Consider the following 15,174-nt stretch of genomic DNA (forward strand, 5'->3'; position numbering starts at 1 on the left):
ACGCGGCCCCAGCGACTAAAGCACGAAGACCGCCACCGCCTCGGCCAGCCGGTCGGCCTGGCCTTTGAGGGTCGCGGCGGCTGCAGCCGATTCCTCCACAAGAGCGGCATTTTGCTGAGTCATCTGATCAAGCAGGCCCACCGACTGATTGACCTGCGCTATGCCCGAGGACTGGTCTCTGGCTGCAGTATGAATCTCACCCATCATCGCGCTCACACGCTGGACCGATCCCACAATTTCGGCCATGGTACGGCCGGCATCATCAGCCAATAGCCCTCCCTGTGACGCCTTTTGCACCGATGCGCCGATCAAGCCCGAGATCTCGCGGGCTGCTTGTGCCGAGCGCTGCGCCAGCCCCCGCACTTCGGTGGCGACTACTGCAAATCCGCGCCCCTGCTCACCAGCACGCGCAGCCTCCACAGCCGCATTGAGGGCAAGGATGTTGGTCTGAAATGCGATGGAGTCAATCACTCCTGTGATGTCAGCAATGCGAGCTGAGCCTTCGTTGATATCACGCATGGCCCGCACCACTTCGCCCACCACGTCCCCACCGCGCCGGGCTACCCCTGCGGCCGACACCGCCAGCGTGTTGGCCTCGGCGGACGCAGCGGCAGTCTGCCCCACGGTGCCTGTCAACTGTTCCATGCTGGCAGACGTGGCTTGCAAACTACCGGCAGCATGTTCGGTGCGTACAGACAGGTCTTGCGCTCCGCTTGCGATTTCTTCGCACGCCACTGCCATGCCGGCTGCGGCCTGCTGCACGGTAGCTACGGTCTGATGCATCCGGTCCAGGGCATCCTTCAGCGCCCGCCCGCCTGGCGTGTGAACTGACAAGCGTGACATGTCCAACATGATGCGGTCACCGTGCGCCAGCGACGCCGTCAGACGTCGCAGCTCGGTGGATTCTTGAGCCGTCCGGCCCATCTTCACGGCCAGGATGACCTCCAACACCGTCTGGATCACCACGTACAGCGCATGCAACATCACCTGGCCCAGGTCAGGAGCGGTAATGCAGTACAGGCCAACCCCTGCCGCCTGAAGCCGATCAAACACAACATGGTGTACGGCGAACAATGCCGCAGCCCAAACAATGGGCCGCCAGTCCAGATACACCAGTAGCAGCGCCAGCGTCACGAAGACACCGAAATGGAACTCCAGCATGCCGCGAGCCAACTGGATATGCAGTGCAACCAAGCTAACCTGCACAAACGACAACACAAGACGCGATGCCAGCGTGCCCGGAGCCAAAGCATAGGCCACAGCGGCAACCGCACCCAACAGCAAAACTGCCGTCAACGCCAGCATCGAATCCACAAACTGCAAGCCCAGCGCAATGGCTGCCAGCGAACTCAGTCCAATAGCTGCCAAGATGACCCGGTCACCGAGCAAAGCGCCTGGGACCGGACCAGCTGCACGTTCTGAGAAATCCGCGGGGGGCGCAGAAAAAATGGACATAGAGATCAAAAATTAACCGTTATGTATTAATTGTAAACTATTTGGTAATTTTGTGACTATTCATTTCAATATTCGACTGGACAAAAAAAGGGCCGCATGTCAATGCGGCCTTTTTTTGTCGCCTGCTGCCCCGTCAATCAACAACCAGCCAGGGCAGTCCTGGCCGAGGCTTTGAGGTTAACGCTCTACAGCCAGCGACACACCCATGCCACCACCGATACACAGCGCGGCCAGGCCCTTCTTCGCGTCACGGCGCTGCATTTCGTGCAAGAGCGTGACCAGAATGCGGCAGCCCGACGCGCCGATGGGGTGGCCGATGGCGATGGCGCCTCCGTTCACGTTGACCTTGGCGGGGTCAATGGCCAGTTCCTTGTTCACAGCGCAGGCCTGTGCGGCGAAGGCTTCGTTCAGCTCGAACAGGTCCACGTCGGCGGCGTTCCAGCCTGCGCGCTGCAGGGCCTTGCGCGAGGCGGGCACGGGTCCCATGCCCATGGTGGCGGGGTCCAGACCGCTGGTGCCAAACGCAGCGATGCGAGCCAGGGGCTTGAGGCCCAGGGCCGCTGCCTTCTTGGCGCTCATCACCACTACGGCGGCGGCGCCATCATTCAGGCCCGATGCGTTGCCGGCGGTCACGCTGCCCGCCTTGTCAAAGGCGGGGCGTAGGCCGGCCAGGGCTTCGGCGTTGGTCTTGCGGTTGAGGTACTCGTCGGTGTTGAACAGGATGGGGTCACCCTTCTTCTGCGCCAGGCTCACGCCGACGATTTCATCGGCGAACTTGCCAGCATCTTGTGCAGCAGCTGCCTTTTGCTGGCTGGCCAGGGCCAGTGCGTCCTGCATATCGCGGGTGATGCCGTACTGCTTAGCCACGTTTTCAGCCGTGATACCCATGTGGTACTGGTTGTAAACGTCCCACAAGCCGTCCACGATCATGGTGTCGATCAGCTTCCAGTCGCCCATGCGCTGACCGTCGCGCGAGTTGGGCAGCACGTGCGGCGCCAAGCTCATGCTCTCCTGGCCGCCGGCCACGACGATCTCGCTGTCGCCCCAGGCCACCGCCTGGGCGGCCAGCATGACCGCCTTCAAACCGGAGCCGCACACCGCGTTGATGGTGAGTGCAGGGGTTTCCTTGGCCACGCCCGCCTTCATGGAGGCCTGACGCGCGGGGTTCTGGCCCACGCCAGCTGCCAGCACCTGGCCCATGATGACTTCGCCGATCTGGTCGGACGAAAGACCTGCGCGCGCTATCGCTTCACGGATCACGATAGCGCCGAGTTCGGTCGCAGGCGTCTTGGCCAGCGAGCCACCAAACTTGCCCACAGCAGTGCGAGCGGCAGAAACGATGACGATGTCTTCCATGGAATGTCCTTGTAGTGGTGAGTGGTGGTTCAGTGATTCTCGCAGCGCCAAAAGTCAGGACTTTTGCGTATCAGGCTTTCTGCTTGACATAGCGGCCGGGCGCGGGCTCGATGGCCTTGAACTTGGTGCCTTTGCCATAGGCCTTGGGCGCGGCAATCTGTTTGCCCGCATGGCTCTTAAGCCAGCCTGACCAGTCGGTCCACCAGCTGCCGGGGTGCTCGGTAGCGCCTTCCAGCCATTGGTCCAGCGTGCCTGGGAACTTGCCGTCGGCGCGGGTCCAGTGGCTGCGCTTGCCCTTGGCGGGTGGGTTGATCACGCCCGCGATGTGGCCTGAGGCGCCCATCACAAAACGCTTCTTGCCCGGCAGCACCTGGGTGGACGCATAAGCGGCTGTGGCGGGCACGATGTGGTCTTCGCGCGAGCCGTAGATATAGACAGGCAGCTCGAGGCTGCCCAGGTCCAGCTTTTCGCCGCACACGGTGAGCTTGCCCGGCTTGACCAGGTTGTTTTCGAGGTAGAAATTGCGCAGGTACCAGGCGTAGAACGGGCCGGGAAGATTGGTGCTGTCGCTGTTCCAGTACAGCAGGTCAAACGGCGGCGGCGTTTCGCCCTTGAGGTAGTTGCCCACCACGTAGTTCCAGACCAGATCGTTGGGCCGCAAGAAGCTGAAGGTGGACGCCAGGTCCTGCCCCTTCATCAGCCCGCCATGGCCCATCTGCATCTCGCGGAACTTGACGAACGCTTCATCGATGAACACGTCCAGAATGCCCGTGTCGGTGAAGTCAATCAGCGTGGTGAGGAAGGTGGCACTGGCCACGGGCTCGTCGCCGCGCGCTGCCAGCACGGCCAGCGCATTGGACAGGATGGTGCCGCCCACGCAAAAACCCAGCGCGTTGATCTGCTCGGCACCGGTGATGTTCTGCACTACGTCGATGGCGGCCATGGCGCCATCTTCCACGTAGTCGTCCCAGGTCTTGTGGGCCAGGCTGTCATCAGGGTTGCGCCAGCTCACCACGAAGGTGCGGTGGCCTTGTTCCACCGCGTAGCGGATCAGCGAGTTCTCGGGCTGCAGGTCAAGGATATAGAACTTGTTGATGCAGGGCGGCACCAGTAGGAACGGGCGCTCGTACACCTTGGCCGTGAGGGGCTTGTATTCGAGCAGCTGGAACAGCTCGTTCTCGAACACCACAGCGCCTTCGGTGGTGGCCACATTGCGGCCTACCTCGAACAGGCTCTCGTCGGTCATCGACACATGGCCCTGCGTGATGTCGTGCAGCAGGTTCTGCATGCCCTTGGCAATGCTCTCGCCCTTGGTCTCGATGGCTTTCTTCTGCGCTTCGGCATTGAAGGCGAGGAAGTTGCTGGGTGCCATGGCTGCCATCCACTGCTCCACGCCAAATCGGATGCGGGCCTTGGTCTTTTCGTCGGCCTCGACCGCCTCGGCCAGGCCCATCAGGGTGCGGGCATTGAGCAGGTAGGCGGCGGCTGAAAACGCTGCCACAGGGTTGCTGGCCCAGCCCTCACCGGCAAAACGTTTGTCCTTGACCTCGGGGGTGCCCTGCAAGCCCTGTGCCCAGAGGTCCTGCGCCTCTTTGAGGTATTGCTGCTGCAATGCCTGCAGCTTGGTTTGCGACAGCTTCAGCGGTGCGGCGGTGGGTACCTGCGCCCCCAGGTCCAGTTTCTGGAACGATTGCAGCGCCTGCGACCAGCTTTGCCCGAAAATCTGCTGGAACTGCTGGGCGCTCTCGGCCCAGGGTGATTCAGAAGTCATGCTCATTCCTCGATGGTTGGTCGCTCGCAGCGGCTGGGGCCTGATTTTTGTTTCGCGGGTTCATTGTTGCCCACCGCCATGGTGCATGGCAACGAATTCAACGCTTTCAGTGCACACAAACCAATGTACCTCATCGTCATCGCCTGGACCTACGTCACTCTCATGATGGCGGTGGCCGAGGCCACCAGTCCGCAGGGCACCGTGCTGGGCGCCGTCATCACGTTTGCGCTGTATGGCCTGCTGCCCATGGGCATCCTGGTGTACATCCTGGGCACGCCCTCGCGCAAGCGCAAGATCAAGGAACGGGAGGCGGCCGAACAGGCTGCGTATGACGCGGAGCAGGCTGCAGCCCGCGTGGCCGATACGGGAGCCGAGTCGGCAGCGTCAGCCGCGCCAGATGCAGGCGGCAAAGCGCCCGCTGCCGCCGAGGGCGGCGCTGTCACGGCGGTGCGAAAAGAACCTTGATGCCTGCGTGAAAGTGCACCACGGCGGGGTGCTGTCGTTGCCGTAAATGTGCGTGATGCCCATGGCACGCAGCCGCAGCCGGGCCAGCCCTGCCAGATCGCACAGGTACTTGCCCGGTGCGTCGGGATGGGCCACAAAACATGGAGCAGCCGCAGCGCCCAATGCGCCCGGCGCGTCGCAGAACGCTGCACGCACCTCAGCCCCTACCTCGAAAGCTGTGGGGCCAATGCAGGGGCCCAACCAGGCCAGCGTGTGGGCAGCAAGCTCTGAAGCGGCCGGAGAGTCTGGCGCAGATGCTCCGTTTTTGATAGCTATTGAGGCATGATGCACTAGCGCTTCATGGCAAAAATGCTTGAAAACCGATTCCAGCACGCCCTGCCCTGCGTGCCCGGCCAGCCCGCGCCAGCCGGCGTGGGCCGCAGCCACCACCTGGCCTGAGCGGTGGGCCAGCAGCACGGGCAGGCAGTCGGCCACCATGATGGTGCAGACGGCGCCGGGTGCGCTGGCCACGCAGGCGTCGGCCTCTGTGCCGTCGGGGGTGCTCGCATCCAGCAAAACCACGCCATCGCCGTGCACCTGGTTCAGGAACACTGCGCGGGCGTCCGGGGTGGTGGATTGCAAGGCGGACTGCAAGGTCTGCCGGTTGGCAGCCACTGCCAGCGGATCGTCGCCCACATGGGTGCCCAGGTTGAACTGGTCGTACGGTGCGCGGCTCACGCCGCCCGTGCGCGTGGTGCACAGCGCATGCACACCGGGCGGTGCGGGCCAGTCGGGCACCAGCCAGTCTGCGTGCTGGTTTGGTACCGACGATGACACAGGCGTCACGCTTCGTTGTCCGGGCAGGCCGAGGGCTGCGCCTGCTGGAATGCAGGCAGTGCCATGCAGGCGTCAAACACCCCCATGGTGAGTGGCAGGCCGTCCAGGCTGACCTTGAAGCGCTGGGCGTTGAAGATCTGGGGCACCAGGCAGCAGTCGGCCAGCGTGGGCGTATCGCCCCAGCACAGCACCGAGGGTGCCATGCCCTGCGCTGCGCGTTCTTGCGCCAGCAGCTCCAGTTGCCGCTCAAACGCCTCCAGACCGCCACGCACCCAGTGGTGGTACCAGGCGTTCTTGGCATCCTCATCCACCTTCAGGTCACGCACCAGGTACTTGAGCACGCGCAGGTTGTTGAGCGGATGGATCTCGCACGCCACCATCTGCGCCAGCGCCCGCACCCGGGCCCGGGCCAGCGGCGTGGCGGGCAGCAGGGCGGGTGTCGGGTGGGTTTCGTCCAGGTATTCGATGATGGCCATGGACTGGGACAGCGCCGTCCCCCCGTCGGTCACCAGTGTGGGCACCAGTGCGTCGCCAATGCGGCGCAGGTACTCGGGGTCCTTGTGTTCACCCTTGACGAGGTGCACAGGCAGGTAGTCATAGTCCAGGCCCTTGATCTGGAGCGCGATGCGCACGCGGAACGAGGCAGAGGAGCGGAAGTAGTTGTACAGCTGCATGGAAGAACGGTGCCTGTGATGGGGTCTGTGGGGATACGGAACCGGCGCAGCGTGGTGCCAGCACGCCGCAGATGGCAAGCCTCTGGGGCCTGAGAGCGCGGGACGTGCCGGTCAGGCTCCCGAAGTGCCTGCCGGGTCCTGGTGGTTGTATACGACTTTGGAGAGCAGCACCATCAGGTCGGCGCTTTCCTGGGCGGAGAGCGGTGCGGTCAGGCGTTCCTGCACCCGCTGGGCGGCGTCGCGCATCTGCAGGGCGGCCACTTCGCCTTCGGGGGTGATCCACAGCAGCTTGCGGCGGCGGTCGCGGGTGTCGGGCTCGCGACGGATCCAGCCGCGCTTTTCCAGTCGCCCGATCACCGAGCCGGAAGTGGCTGCATCGAACGCCACGCGGGCCGCCAGGGTGACCTGGTCTTCGCCCGGCTGGGCCAGCAGCTCGTGCAGGATGGCGAACTGCACCGGCGTCACGTCGAATCCGGCCGTCTCTTCCATGAAAAGTGCCACGGTCCGCTGGTGGGCGCGGCGCACCAGGTGGCCCGGCGTATTGTGGAAATCGAAGCTCTTTGCCATGGGCGCGAGTGTAGCGCCCCCCAGCAGAGGGTCTGCGCCCATGGCACACTGCCACACTGCGGCGCGCGCGGTACTGCGCCCGGGTTTTTGACAGCATTCCCAGAACCATTGAAAGGCAGACATGAGCTACGTGTTTCCTCCAGCCCCCGTGGTCAGCGTGCCCGTGGTGGGCAGCGGCGAACGGTTTCCGGTACACCGCATTTACTGCGTGGGCCGCAACTACGAAGAACACGCCAAGGAGATGGGTTTCACCGGCCGCGAGCCACCGTTCTTCTTCCTCAAGCCTGCGGATGCCATCGTGGTCGTCAACGCGGGCGAAGCCGGGCAACTGCCCTACCCCAGCCTGACCGCCAACCTGCACCACGAGATCGAGCTGGTGGTGGCCATTGGCAAGGGCGGCAAGAACATCCAGGCCACCGATGCATTTGCGCACATCTACGGCTACGCCGTGGGCCTGGACATGACCCGCCGCGATCTGCAGAACGACATGAAGAAACAGGGCCGCCCCTGGTGCATTGGCAAGGGCTTTGACGCCAGCGCGCCCATCGGTCCCATCACGCCGGCAGCCCAGGCAGGTGATGTGGCCAACGCGCCCATCTGGCTGCAGGTCAACGGAGCGGACCGCCAGCGCAGCACCGTGACCCAGTTGATCTGGAACATCGCCGAGACCATCGAGCACCTGTCGGCCGCGTGGGAGCTGCAGCCCGGCGACCTGATCTACACCGGCACCCCCGAAGGCGTGGGCGCCGTGGTGCGTGGCGATACGCTCGAAGGCGGCGTGGACGGCCTCACGCCTTTGCGCCTGACCGTAGTCTGAAGACCACCGGGCAGCCCTGCTGCCCGGCCAGGCAAACGCCGAAAACGCTACGATTTTCATAGCTGGTAGCGCATGTTTCACTAACGCTATAAGCCACTCTGACCCTCAAACCCCTGCATGACCTACCGCAGCCCCATCAAACATTGCCGCGCCTGTGGCACCGCCGTGGTGTACCGCCTGCCGGACGACGGCGACACCAAACAGCGTGCGGTCTGCCCCGCCTGCAACACGGTGCACTACGAGAACCCGCTCAATGTGGTGGGCACGGTGCCCGCGCTGCCCGATGGCCGCATCCTGCTGTGCAAACGCAACATCGAACCCCGCTGGGGCAAATGGACGCTGCCCGCAGGCTTCATGGAGCTGGACGAAACCACGGCACAGGGTGCGGCGCGCGAGACCGATGAGGAAGCCGGTGCGCAGATCGAGATCGGCCCCCTGTTCAGCCTGCTGAACGTGCGCCGCGTGGGCCAGGTGCACCTGTTCTACCGCGCCACGCTGCTCAGCGACCAGTTCAACCCGGGCTACGAAACCATCGAGGCGCGGCTGTTTGCCGAAGACGAGGTCCCCTGGGACGAGCTGGCCTTCCGCACCGTGAAAGAAACACTGGAGTGCTACTTTGCCGACCGCAAGGCGGGCACCATGGGCATGCACTTCATCGACATTGAGTAGGCCCTGCCATGACGGTTGCCACCTCCACAGCATCACCCGCAAACACCACGCAGGCCAGTGTGCCGCCCGATGGCCTGCCCGCCTACCGCCTGCTCACAGGCCCCGACGACGCCAGCTTCTGCCGCCGCGTGAGCGACGCGCTGGCGCTGGGCTATCGGCTGTATGGCTCTCCTGCGGCCACCTTCAATGGGCAGACCGTGATCGTGGCCCAGGCCATCGTTTGGCCCGGTACGGTGGCCTGACTGAGCGGCCAACCCATCAGGCCGTGGTCTTATCGCACCTGCCGCGCGCAGCGCATCAAGGCTTGGCAGGAATCACGATGACGGTATTGCCGTCGCCCGAGCTACCGGCACTGCCGGTGTTTCCGGTGTTGCCCTTGCTGCCGGTGTTGCCCGTATTTCCCTTTGCGCCCGTCGCCCCCGTGTCACCCTGGTAGCCGGTAGCCCCCTGCATTCCGGTCGCACCGGTGCTGCCCTGTCCTCCGGTGGCCCCTGTCGAGCCCATACTGCCTGTGGCACCGGTGTAGCCCGTATTGCCCTGGTTGCCCGTGGCTCCCGTCGCGCCGGTGTAGCCAATATCGCCAGTCTTGCCGGTGTAACCCGTGTTGCCGGTATTGCCTTGCGCGCCCGGAGGGCCCATGGGGCCGGTGCAGGCGCCCAGCGTCAGGGTGGCCAGTACCAGCAAGGTGGTGGTGATTGTTTTCATGGTGAGTCCTTTGGCGTTGCATGCAGTCCAACGACTGCATGCGCCACTGTGCGGGGCACCTCTGGCAGGGTCTGTTCGCTTGCGCGCTTAGTGCGGGCAACAAACGCTGGACGCAGACTTTGGCGACAACGTCCTACACCTCGCAAAGCCCCCTACCCAGGCGGCCTTGCTGGAAGGACCCAAGGCAACACCCACCCCATCGCGCCGAAGGCGCTGGTGTCACAGAAGCCCGGAAGACGCAACGGCCTATTCGCCCCCCACCCGGTCTTCCGCAGGCACTGGCGGAGATACAGAACCCGGTGGGTCGCTGGTGACCGGCGGCAAACCACCCGCACCCGCAGGCCTTGGCGGCATGCCAGGCACCGGGGGTTGCTGAGGGTCGGTACGGAACAGCCCCCGGATCCAGTCGCGCATGGTGCTGAGCGAGCTGTCGGGCGGTGGCGGCGGGCTGGTGTCGAACTCGTCCACAAACCGGTCGTTGCCGTCGATCACCTTGTTGCGGATGGCCTGCTGCATGAACTCGCCCACCATGGGCAACGCACTGCGCGCGCCCTGCCCCCAGTAGTCGCTGCGCAGCGTGATGCGCCCGTCATTGAAGCCAGCCCAGGCCCCCGCCACCACGCGGGTGTGCATCAGGATGAACCAGCCATCGGTGTTGTCTTGCGTGGTGCCGGTCTTGCCGGCTACGTCGGCCTGGATGCCATAGCGCGTACGGATGGCCGTGGCCGTGCCCCGGTCTACAGCACCACGCATGGTGTTGCGCAAGGTCTGCGCAGCCCGGGGCTGGAAGACCTCTTCGGGCACGGACTTGGCAAAAGTCTCCAGCACCTTGCCATTGCGGTCTTCGATACTGGTAATGAGCACGGGCTCCACATAGCGACCCAAGTTCACGATGCTGCTGTAGGCCGAAATCATTTCCTTGAGCGTGACCGGGCTCGTGCCCAGCGCCAGGGACGGCACCTCTTCCAGCTTGGACTGCCGCACGCCCAGGGCGCGCGCCACCTCGGCCACACGGGCCGGGCCCACCTGCTGCATGACCTGCGCGGTGATGGTGTTCTTGGAGAACGCCAGGCCATCGGCCAACGTCATGGGCTGGTCGCTGGGCGGGCCGCCATCGGTGGGCCGCCAGACGCGGCCACCGCCCAGCGGGATTTCGACGGCGGTATCCATCAAGGTGTCTTCGGGCGTGGCACCGTTGGCAAAAGCAGCGCCATACACAAACGGTTTGAACGTAGAGCCCGGCTGGCGGCGCGCTGCCTGCACGTGGTCAAACGGGTCTTGCGCAAAGTCGCGGCTGCCCACCCAGGCCAGCACATGGCCGGTGACCGGGTCTTGCGCCAGAAAGCCGGCCTGCACACGCGTCTTTTCGGCGCGCAGCTTGGCCATGAAGGCAGCGTCGTCCAGCAGTGCCTTCAGCGCGTCGTCGGGGGTGTCGCCCTTGTCCACGGCTGCACGGTACTCGGCGCTCTCGCGCACCAGGGTCTGCACCAGCTCGTTCTTGGGGCCCCAGCCGTTGCGCTGCGACCATGCGGTGTCGGCCACACCTTGCAATTGCCGGCCCTGCCGCGCCACCGCCTGGTTGGCATAGGCCTGCAGGCGCGAGTCGATGGTGGTGCGGATCACCAGGCCGTCCGAATACAGGCTGTAGCCCTTGCTGTCGGCCCAGTCGATGAGCTGCTTGCGCAGCTGGATCGCAAAATGCGGCGCCGGGCCCATCACCTCCGTCTGGCGTTCAAAGTTGATGCGCAGCGGGCGTTTTTGCAGGGTCTCGAACTGCTTGGCATCGAGCTTGCCGCGCTTGACCATCTGCGACAGCACCGTGTTGCGGCGGGCCTGCGCGCGCTCGGGGTTGAGCACCGGGTTGTAGTAGGCCGTGCCCTTGAGCATGCCGATCAGTGTGGCGCTTTCCAGGACGTTGAGCTTGTCGGCCGACTTGTCAAAGTAGGTGCGCGCAGCCATCTCGATGCCGTAGGCGTTGTAGAGAAACGGCACGGTGTTGAGGTAAGTCTCCAGGATTTCGTCCTTGGAATACGACGCCTCGATCTTGAGCGCAGTGATCGCCTCCTTGAGCTTGCGCGTGAGGGTGCGCGAGCGGCCGATTTCCTCCGGGAACAGGTTGCGGGCCAGCTGCTGGGTGATGGTGGAGCCGCCCTGCGGGTCGCCACGCAGCGTCAGCACCACCGACGACGCCGTGCGCCGCCAGTCCAGCCCGAAGTGCTTGTAAAAGCGGTGGTCCTCGGTCGCTATCAGCGCATCAATCACGTTGGGCGAGATCTGGTTCAGCTCCACCCACTCGCGGTTGGCCCAGCGGTATTCGGCCAGCAGCTTGCCGTCGGCCGACATGAGCTGCGCCGGCAGCTCGCTCTTGGCCTTGCGGATGTCGCTGATACCGGGGGTAAAAGGCACGAGCGCCAGCGTGAACACCAGCAGCGCAGCGGGCACCGCCACCACCGTCCACAACAGCAAACGCCGCACGGGCCGGGGAACCCAGGCCAACAGGCCCGCCATGCGGGCCCGGAAAGAAAGCAGCCACTTGTGCATCAATGAATCGCCGGGAAATAAAGGGTCGCTTCAGGACCGCGCCACCAGGGGCCGGTCAGGAAGGAGAAAGGGGATGGAAAACGCAAAAACAGAGTCGGGCATGGTGCACCGTGCTCCGTCAGACACCCTGGCCTGACAACAGTTCCAGCATGCCGGCTTCGTCCAGCACGGGCACGCCCAGTTCCTGGGCCTTGACCAGCTTGCTGCCGGCTTCTTCGCCCGCCACCACGTAACTGGTCTTCTTACTGACGGAGCCGGCCACCTTGGCGCCTGCGGCTTCGAGCATGTCCTTGGCCGCGTCGCGGCTCAGGGTGGGCAAGGTACCGGTCAGCACCACCGTCTTGCCCGCCAGGATCTGCGGGGCACGCTCGGCCACCGGGCCTTCGGGCCAGGTCACGCCGCAGGCACGCAGCTGCTCGACCACTTCGCGGTTGTGCGGCTGTTCAAAGAAGGTGCGGATGGCCTTGGCCACGATGGGGCCCACGTCGTTGACGGCCAGCAGCTGCTCTTCCGTCGCATCCATGATGGCGTCGAGCACTCCAAAATGCCGCGCCAGGTCCTTGGCCGTGGCCTCGCCCACATGGCGGATGCCCAGGGCAAACAAGAAGCGCGGCAGCGTGGTCTGCTTGGATTTTTCGAGCGCCGCCAGCACGTTCTGGGCCGATTTCTCGGCCATGCGCTCCAGCGCGATGAGCGATGTGAGGCCGAGGCGGTACAGGTCGGGCAGCGTGCGGATGACATTCGCGTCCACCAGCTGGTCTACCAGCTTGTCGCCCAGGCCCTCGATGTCCATGGCGCGACGCGCGGCAAAGTGCAGGATGGCTTCCTTGCGCTGCGCGGCGCAGAACAGGCCGCCGGTGCAACGGTGGTTGGCCTCGCCCTTTTCGCGCACCACGGCGCTGCCGCACACGGGGCAGGCTGCAGGCATGCGGAAGTTGGGCACGTAGCCCGTGCGCTTGCCGGGCATCACACCCACCACCTCGGGGATCACATCGCCCGCACGGCGCACGATGACGGTGTCGCCCACGCGCACGCCCTTCTTGCGGATCTCGAACAGGTTATGCAGCGTGGCGTTGGTCACGGTGACCCCGCCCACAAACACCGGTGCCAGGCGTGCGACCGGCGTGATCTTGCCGGTGCGGCCCACCTGCACGTCGATGCCTTCGATCTTGGTGGCAATCTCCTGCGCCGGGTACTTGTGCGCCACGGCCCAGCGCGGTTCGCGGGTCTTGAAGCCCAGGTCGCGCTGCAGCTGCAGAGAGTTGACCTTGTAGACGACGCCGTCAATGTCGTACGGCAGCGCATCGCGGCTTGCACCCACCTGCTGGTGAAATGCTACCAACTCAGTAGCGCCTACCGCAATCTGTACCTGCGCTGCGACCGGAAACCCCCAAGACTTCAGCGTCTGCAGCATCTCGTAGTGTGTGCGGAACACCGGCCCACCCTCGGCCGACGGCGTGATCGCGCCCAGGCCGTAGGCAAAAAAGCTCAAAGGCCGCTGGGCGGTGATGTTGGAGTCGAGCTGGCGCACGGCACCCGCTGCGGCATTGCGCGGGTTCACAAAGGTCTTGCCGCCCTGCTCCCGCTGGCGCTCGTTGAGTGCGTCGAAGTCCGCGCGGCGCATGTAGACCTCGCCACGCACTTCCAGCAGCGGCGGTACGCCTTCCGGCAAGGTCAGCGGGATCTGGCGGATGGTGCGGATGTTGTGCGTCACGTCCTCGCCCACCTCGCCATCACCGCGCGTGGCGGCCTGCACCAGGCGGCCATTTTCGTAGCGCAGGCTCATGGCCAGGCCGTCAAACTTGGGCTCGGCCACGTATTCGATGGCAGGGTCGGCATCGGTCAGGCCCAGCTCGCGCCGCACGCGCGCATCAAACGCCTGCGCTCCTGTGGCCTCGGTGTCGGTTTCGGTGTGGATGCTGAGCATGGGCACCGTGTGGCGCACAGGGGCCAGGCCGTCCATCACCGCACCAATCACGCGCTGCGTGGGCGAATCGGGGGTGACGAGGTCGGGGTGCGCAGCCTCCAGAGCCTGCAGTTCGCGGAACACGCGGTCGTATTCGGCGTCGGGCACGGTGGGCTCGTCCAGCACATAGTACTGGTGTGCCCACTGGTTAAGCTGGTCGCGCAGTGCTTTGATTTTGATAGCTGGCTGCGCTTTATCCACGGGCGCTGGGGCCGAAAAAAGATCCAAACTCTCGGTCATGGCCGCACCAGCGCTCAGCTAAACAGCCGCCGCGCCAGCACGGAACCTGCCGACAGGTCCCGCCCATCGAGCTGGTCGTACAGCAGCTCCAGGTCGGCAGCGATCGGGTCCATGGCCATGGCGGGCAGCGGGGTGCCGTTCTGGTCGCACAGCACACCGTCCATGGCCTGGCACAGGGCGGCGGCCACGTCGCGAAGGCGGGCAAAAGGCTGTTCGGTGCGGTGGACCTGGGCGACATCCAGGCTGAGCGTGATGTCGCGGATGGCGGACTGGTCCGGGTCGTCGGCCAATGCGGCCTGGGTGTCATAGCCCAGCGTGAGCAAGGGCGGCAGGCCCTGGGTGCTGGCGGGCAGCACCAGGCGGCCGGGCATGGCGCCGGGCACAAAGCCCAGGCGGGCGGCGTTTTGCTGCACATAACCGGGGCTCCACGCAGCCTGGCGGGCGCGCAGCATGAACATGAGCTGGGCGTCGTGGTCGCTGGCGAACTGGTCCAGTTCGCGGGCTCGGGCCACTTCTTGCAGCATGTCGGGGAAGTCGGGGGCGGCGTTGATGGCGTCGGCAAAAGCCTGGGCCTTGACCACGAACTCGGAGAACTCGATCTCGTTGAGCGCGCCCATGCGGTTGGCCAGTTGCACACCCGCCTGGAAGGACTGGTAGCGCTGGCCGGGTGCAGGCGTTTCCCACTGCTGGGTGGCTTCGTTCAGGCCTTCGATGGCAAAGGGCTTGCTGCCTGCGCGGCGGGTGGGCGGCAATGCGGCCAGCGCCGCGTCGCCCGACACCACGTGCTCGGGCTGCAGCGAGGCGATCACGTCGATGAGCGGGTCCAGCCCCGGGCGGCGCTCGGACGAAAACGGTGGCACGGGCAGTTGCAGGGCGTCGCCCGCGTCCACGGTGTGTTCCGACGGCTCCGGCCCCCGGTCCAGGCCGTGGAACTCGCTGGGTGGCATGGCACCGGTCGCGCCAGTGTCAAAGCCGGGCTCCAGGCGCTGCGCGGGCTCCGCCGCCGGTTCGTGCTCTGTGGGCAGGGCGCGCTTGGGCGCGTTGCGGCGCGAGGTCCAGGTGTTGTACGCCACGATCAGGGCCAGCACCAGGCCACCGATGATGGCCAGACTCAGTTGCAATGTGCTCATGT

At 65.1% G+C, this 15,174-nt stretch carries 14 protein-coding genes; 4 read left to right on the forward strand and 10 right to left on the reverse strand.

Annotated features, from left to right (window positions below):
* Window positions 1-15: 15 nt before the first annotated feature.
* From ATF69_RS10895 to ATF69_RS10905, 3 genes are all read right to left on the reverse strand, one after another.
* Complete coding sequence (locus ATF69_RS10895; protein ID WP_244303705.1) at window positions 16-1,455, reverse strand: methyl-accepting chemotaxis protein; 1,440 nt, start codon at window positions 1,453-1,455, stop codon at window positions 16-18.
* Window positions 1,456-1,632: 177 nt separating this feature from the next.
* Window positions 1,633-2,811 carry an acetyl-CoA C-acetyltransferase gene (locus tag ATF69_RS10900; protein WP_099730200.1) on the reverse strand — a complete coding sequence of 393 codons (1,179 nt, stop codon included), beginning with the start codon at window positions 2,809-2,811 and terminating at the stop codon, window positions 1,633-1,635.
* A gap of 70 nt (window positions 2,812-2,881) precedes the next feature.
* The gene (locus ATF69_RS10905; protein ID WP_146870949.1) at window positions 2,882-4,582 is read right to left on the reverse strand and encodes a PHA/PHB synthase family protein; all 1,701 of its coding nucleotides are present in this window, start codon (window positions 4,580-4,582) and stop codon (window positions 2,882-2,884) included.
* Window positions 4,583-4,705: 123 nt separating this feature from the next.
* On the opposite strand from ATF69_RS10905, the gene ATF69_RS10910 reads away from it, so the two are divergent.
* Window positions 4,706-5,047: a hypothetical protein gene (locus ATF69_RS10910; protein WP_146870950.1), complete on the forward strand. Its 342-nt coding sequence runs from the start codon at window positions 4,706-4,708 to the stop codon at window positions 5,045-5,047.
* On the opposite strand, the gene ATF69_RS10915 is transcribed toward ATF69_RS10910, so the two are convergent.
* The 3 genes from ATF69_RS10915 to ATF69_RS10925 form a co-directional block, all read right to left on the reverse strand.
* The gene (locus ATF69_RS10915) at window positions 4,967-5,872 is read right to left on the reverse strand and encodes a purine nucleoside phosphorylase YfiH/LACC1 family protein (protein ID WP_146870951.1); all 906 of its coding nucleotides are present in this window, start codon (window positions 5,870-5,872) and stop codon (window positions 4,967-4,969) included. The genes ATF69_RS10910 and ATF69_RS10915 overlap by 81 nt on opposite strands.
* Window positions 5,869-6,537: a maleylacetoacetate isomerase gene (maiA, locus tag ATF69_RS10920; protein WP_056062603.1), complete on the reverse strand. Its 669-nt coding sequence runs from the start codon at window positions 6,535-6,537 to the stop codon at window positions 5,869-5,871. The genes ATF69_RS10915 and maiA overlap by 4 nt, the downstream gene beginning before the upstream one ends.
* 111 nt (window positions 6,538-6,648) lie before the next feature.
* Window positions 6,649-7,104 (reverse strand): MarR family winged helix-turn-helix transcriptional regulator, encoded by a 456-nt coding sequence (locus ATF69_RS10925; protein ID WP_146870952.1) that lies wholly within the window; start codon window positions 7,102-7,104, stop codon window positions 6,649-6,651.
* Between the two features lie 121 nt (window positions 7,105-7,225).
* Here ATF69_RS10925 and ATF69_RS10930 point away from each other — a divergent pair, with 121 nt between their 5' ends.
* The 3 genes from ATF69_RS10930 to ATF69_RS10940 all read left to right on the forward strand — a co-directional run bounded on the left by ATF69_RS10930 (window position 7,226) and on the right by ATF69_RS10940 (window position 8,832).
* A complete protein-coding gene (locus ATF69_RS10930) occupies window positions 7,226-7,921 on the forward strand; it encodes a fumarylacetoacetate hydrolase family protein (protein ID WP_146870953.1) in 696 nt (231 codons plus the stop codon).
* Between the two features lie 117 nt (window positions 7,922-8,038).
* On the forward strand, window positions 8,039-8,590 hold the full coding sequence (locus tag ATF69_RS10935; protein ID WP_015014179.1) for an NUDIX hydrolase: 552 nt from the start codon (window positions 8,039-8,041) through the stop codon (window positions 8,588-8,590).
* A gap of 8 nt (window positions 8,591-8,598) precedes the next feature.
* Window positions 8,599-8,832 carry a DUF1737 domain-containing protein gene (locus tag ATF69_RS10940; RefSeq protein ID WP_146870954.1) on the forward strand — a complete coding sequence of 78 codons (234 nt, stop codon included), beginning with the start codon at window positions 8,599-8,601 and terminating at the stop codon, window positions 8,830-8,832.
* A gap of 55 nt (window positions 8,833-8,887) precedes the next feature.
* Here the strand turns inward: ATF69_RS10940 and ATF69_RS10945 are convergent, their stop codons facing one another.
* The 4 genes from ATF69_RS10945 to ATF69_RS10960 form a co-directional block, all read right to left on the reverse strand.
* Window positions 8,888-9,295: a collagen-like domain-containing protein gene (locus ATF69_RS10945; RefSeq protein WP_146870955.1), complete on the reverse strand. Its 408-nt coding sequence runs from the start codon at window positions 9,293-9,295 to the stop codon at window positions 8,888-8,890.
* Between the two features lie 246 nt (window positions 9,296-9,541).
* A complete protein-coding gene (locus tag ATF69_RS10950) occupies window positions 9,542-11,836 on the reverse strand; it encodes a penicillin-binding protein 1A (protein ID WP_146870956.1) in 2,295 nt (764 codons plus the stop codon).
* A gap of 118 nt (window positions 11,837-11,954) precedes the next feature.
* Entirely contained in the window at window positions 11,955-14,042 is a 2,088-nt protein-coding gene (ligA, locus tag ATF69_RS10955; protein WP_146870957.1) for an NAD-dependent DNA ligase LigA, read from the reverse strand.
* Window positions 14,043-14,056: 14 nt separating this feature from the next.
* Window positions 14,057-15,172 (reverse strand): cell division protein FtsZ, encoded by a 1,116-nt coding sequence (locus ATF69_RS10960; RefSeq protein ID WP_146870958.1) that lies wholly within the window; start codon window positions 15,170-15,172, stop codon window positions 14,057-14,059.
* Window positions 15,173-15,174 lie beyond the last annotated feature (2 nt).

The organism is Acidovorax delafieldii, from assembly GCF_007993815.1.
Taxonomy (GTDB): Bacteria; Pseudomonadota; Gammaproteobacteria; order Burkholderiales; family Burkholderiaceae_C; genus Acidovorax; species Acidovorax delafieldii.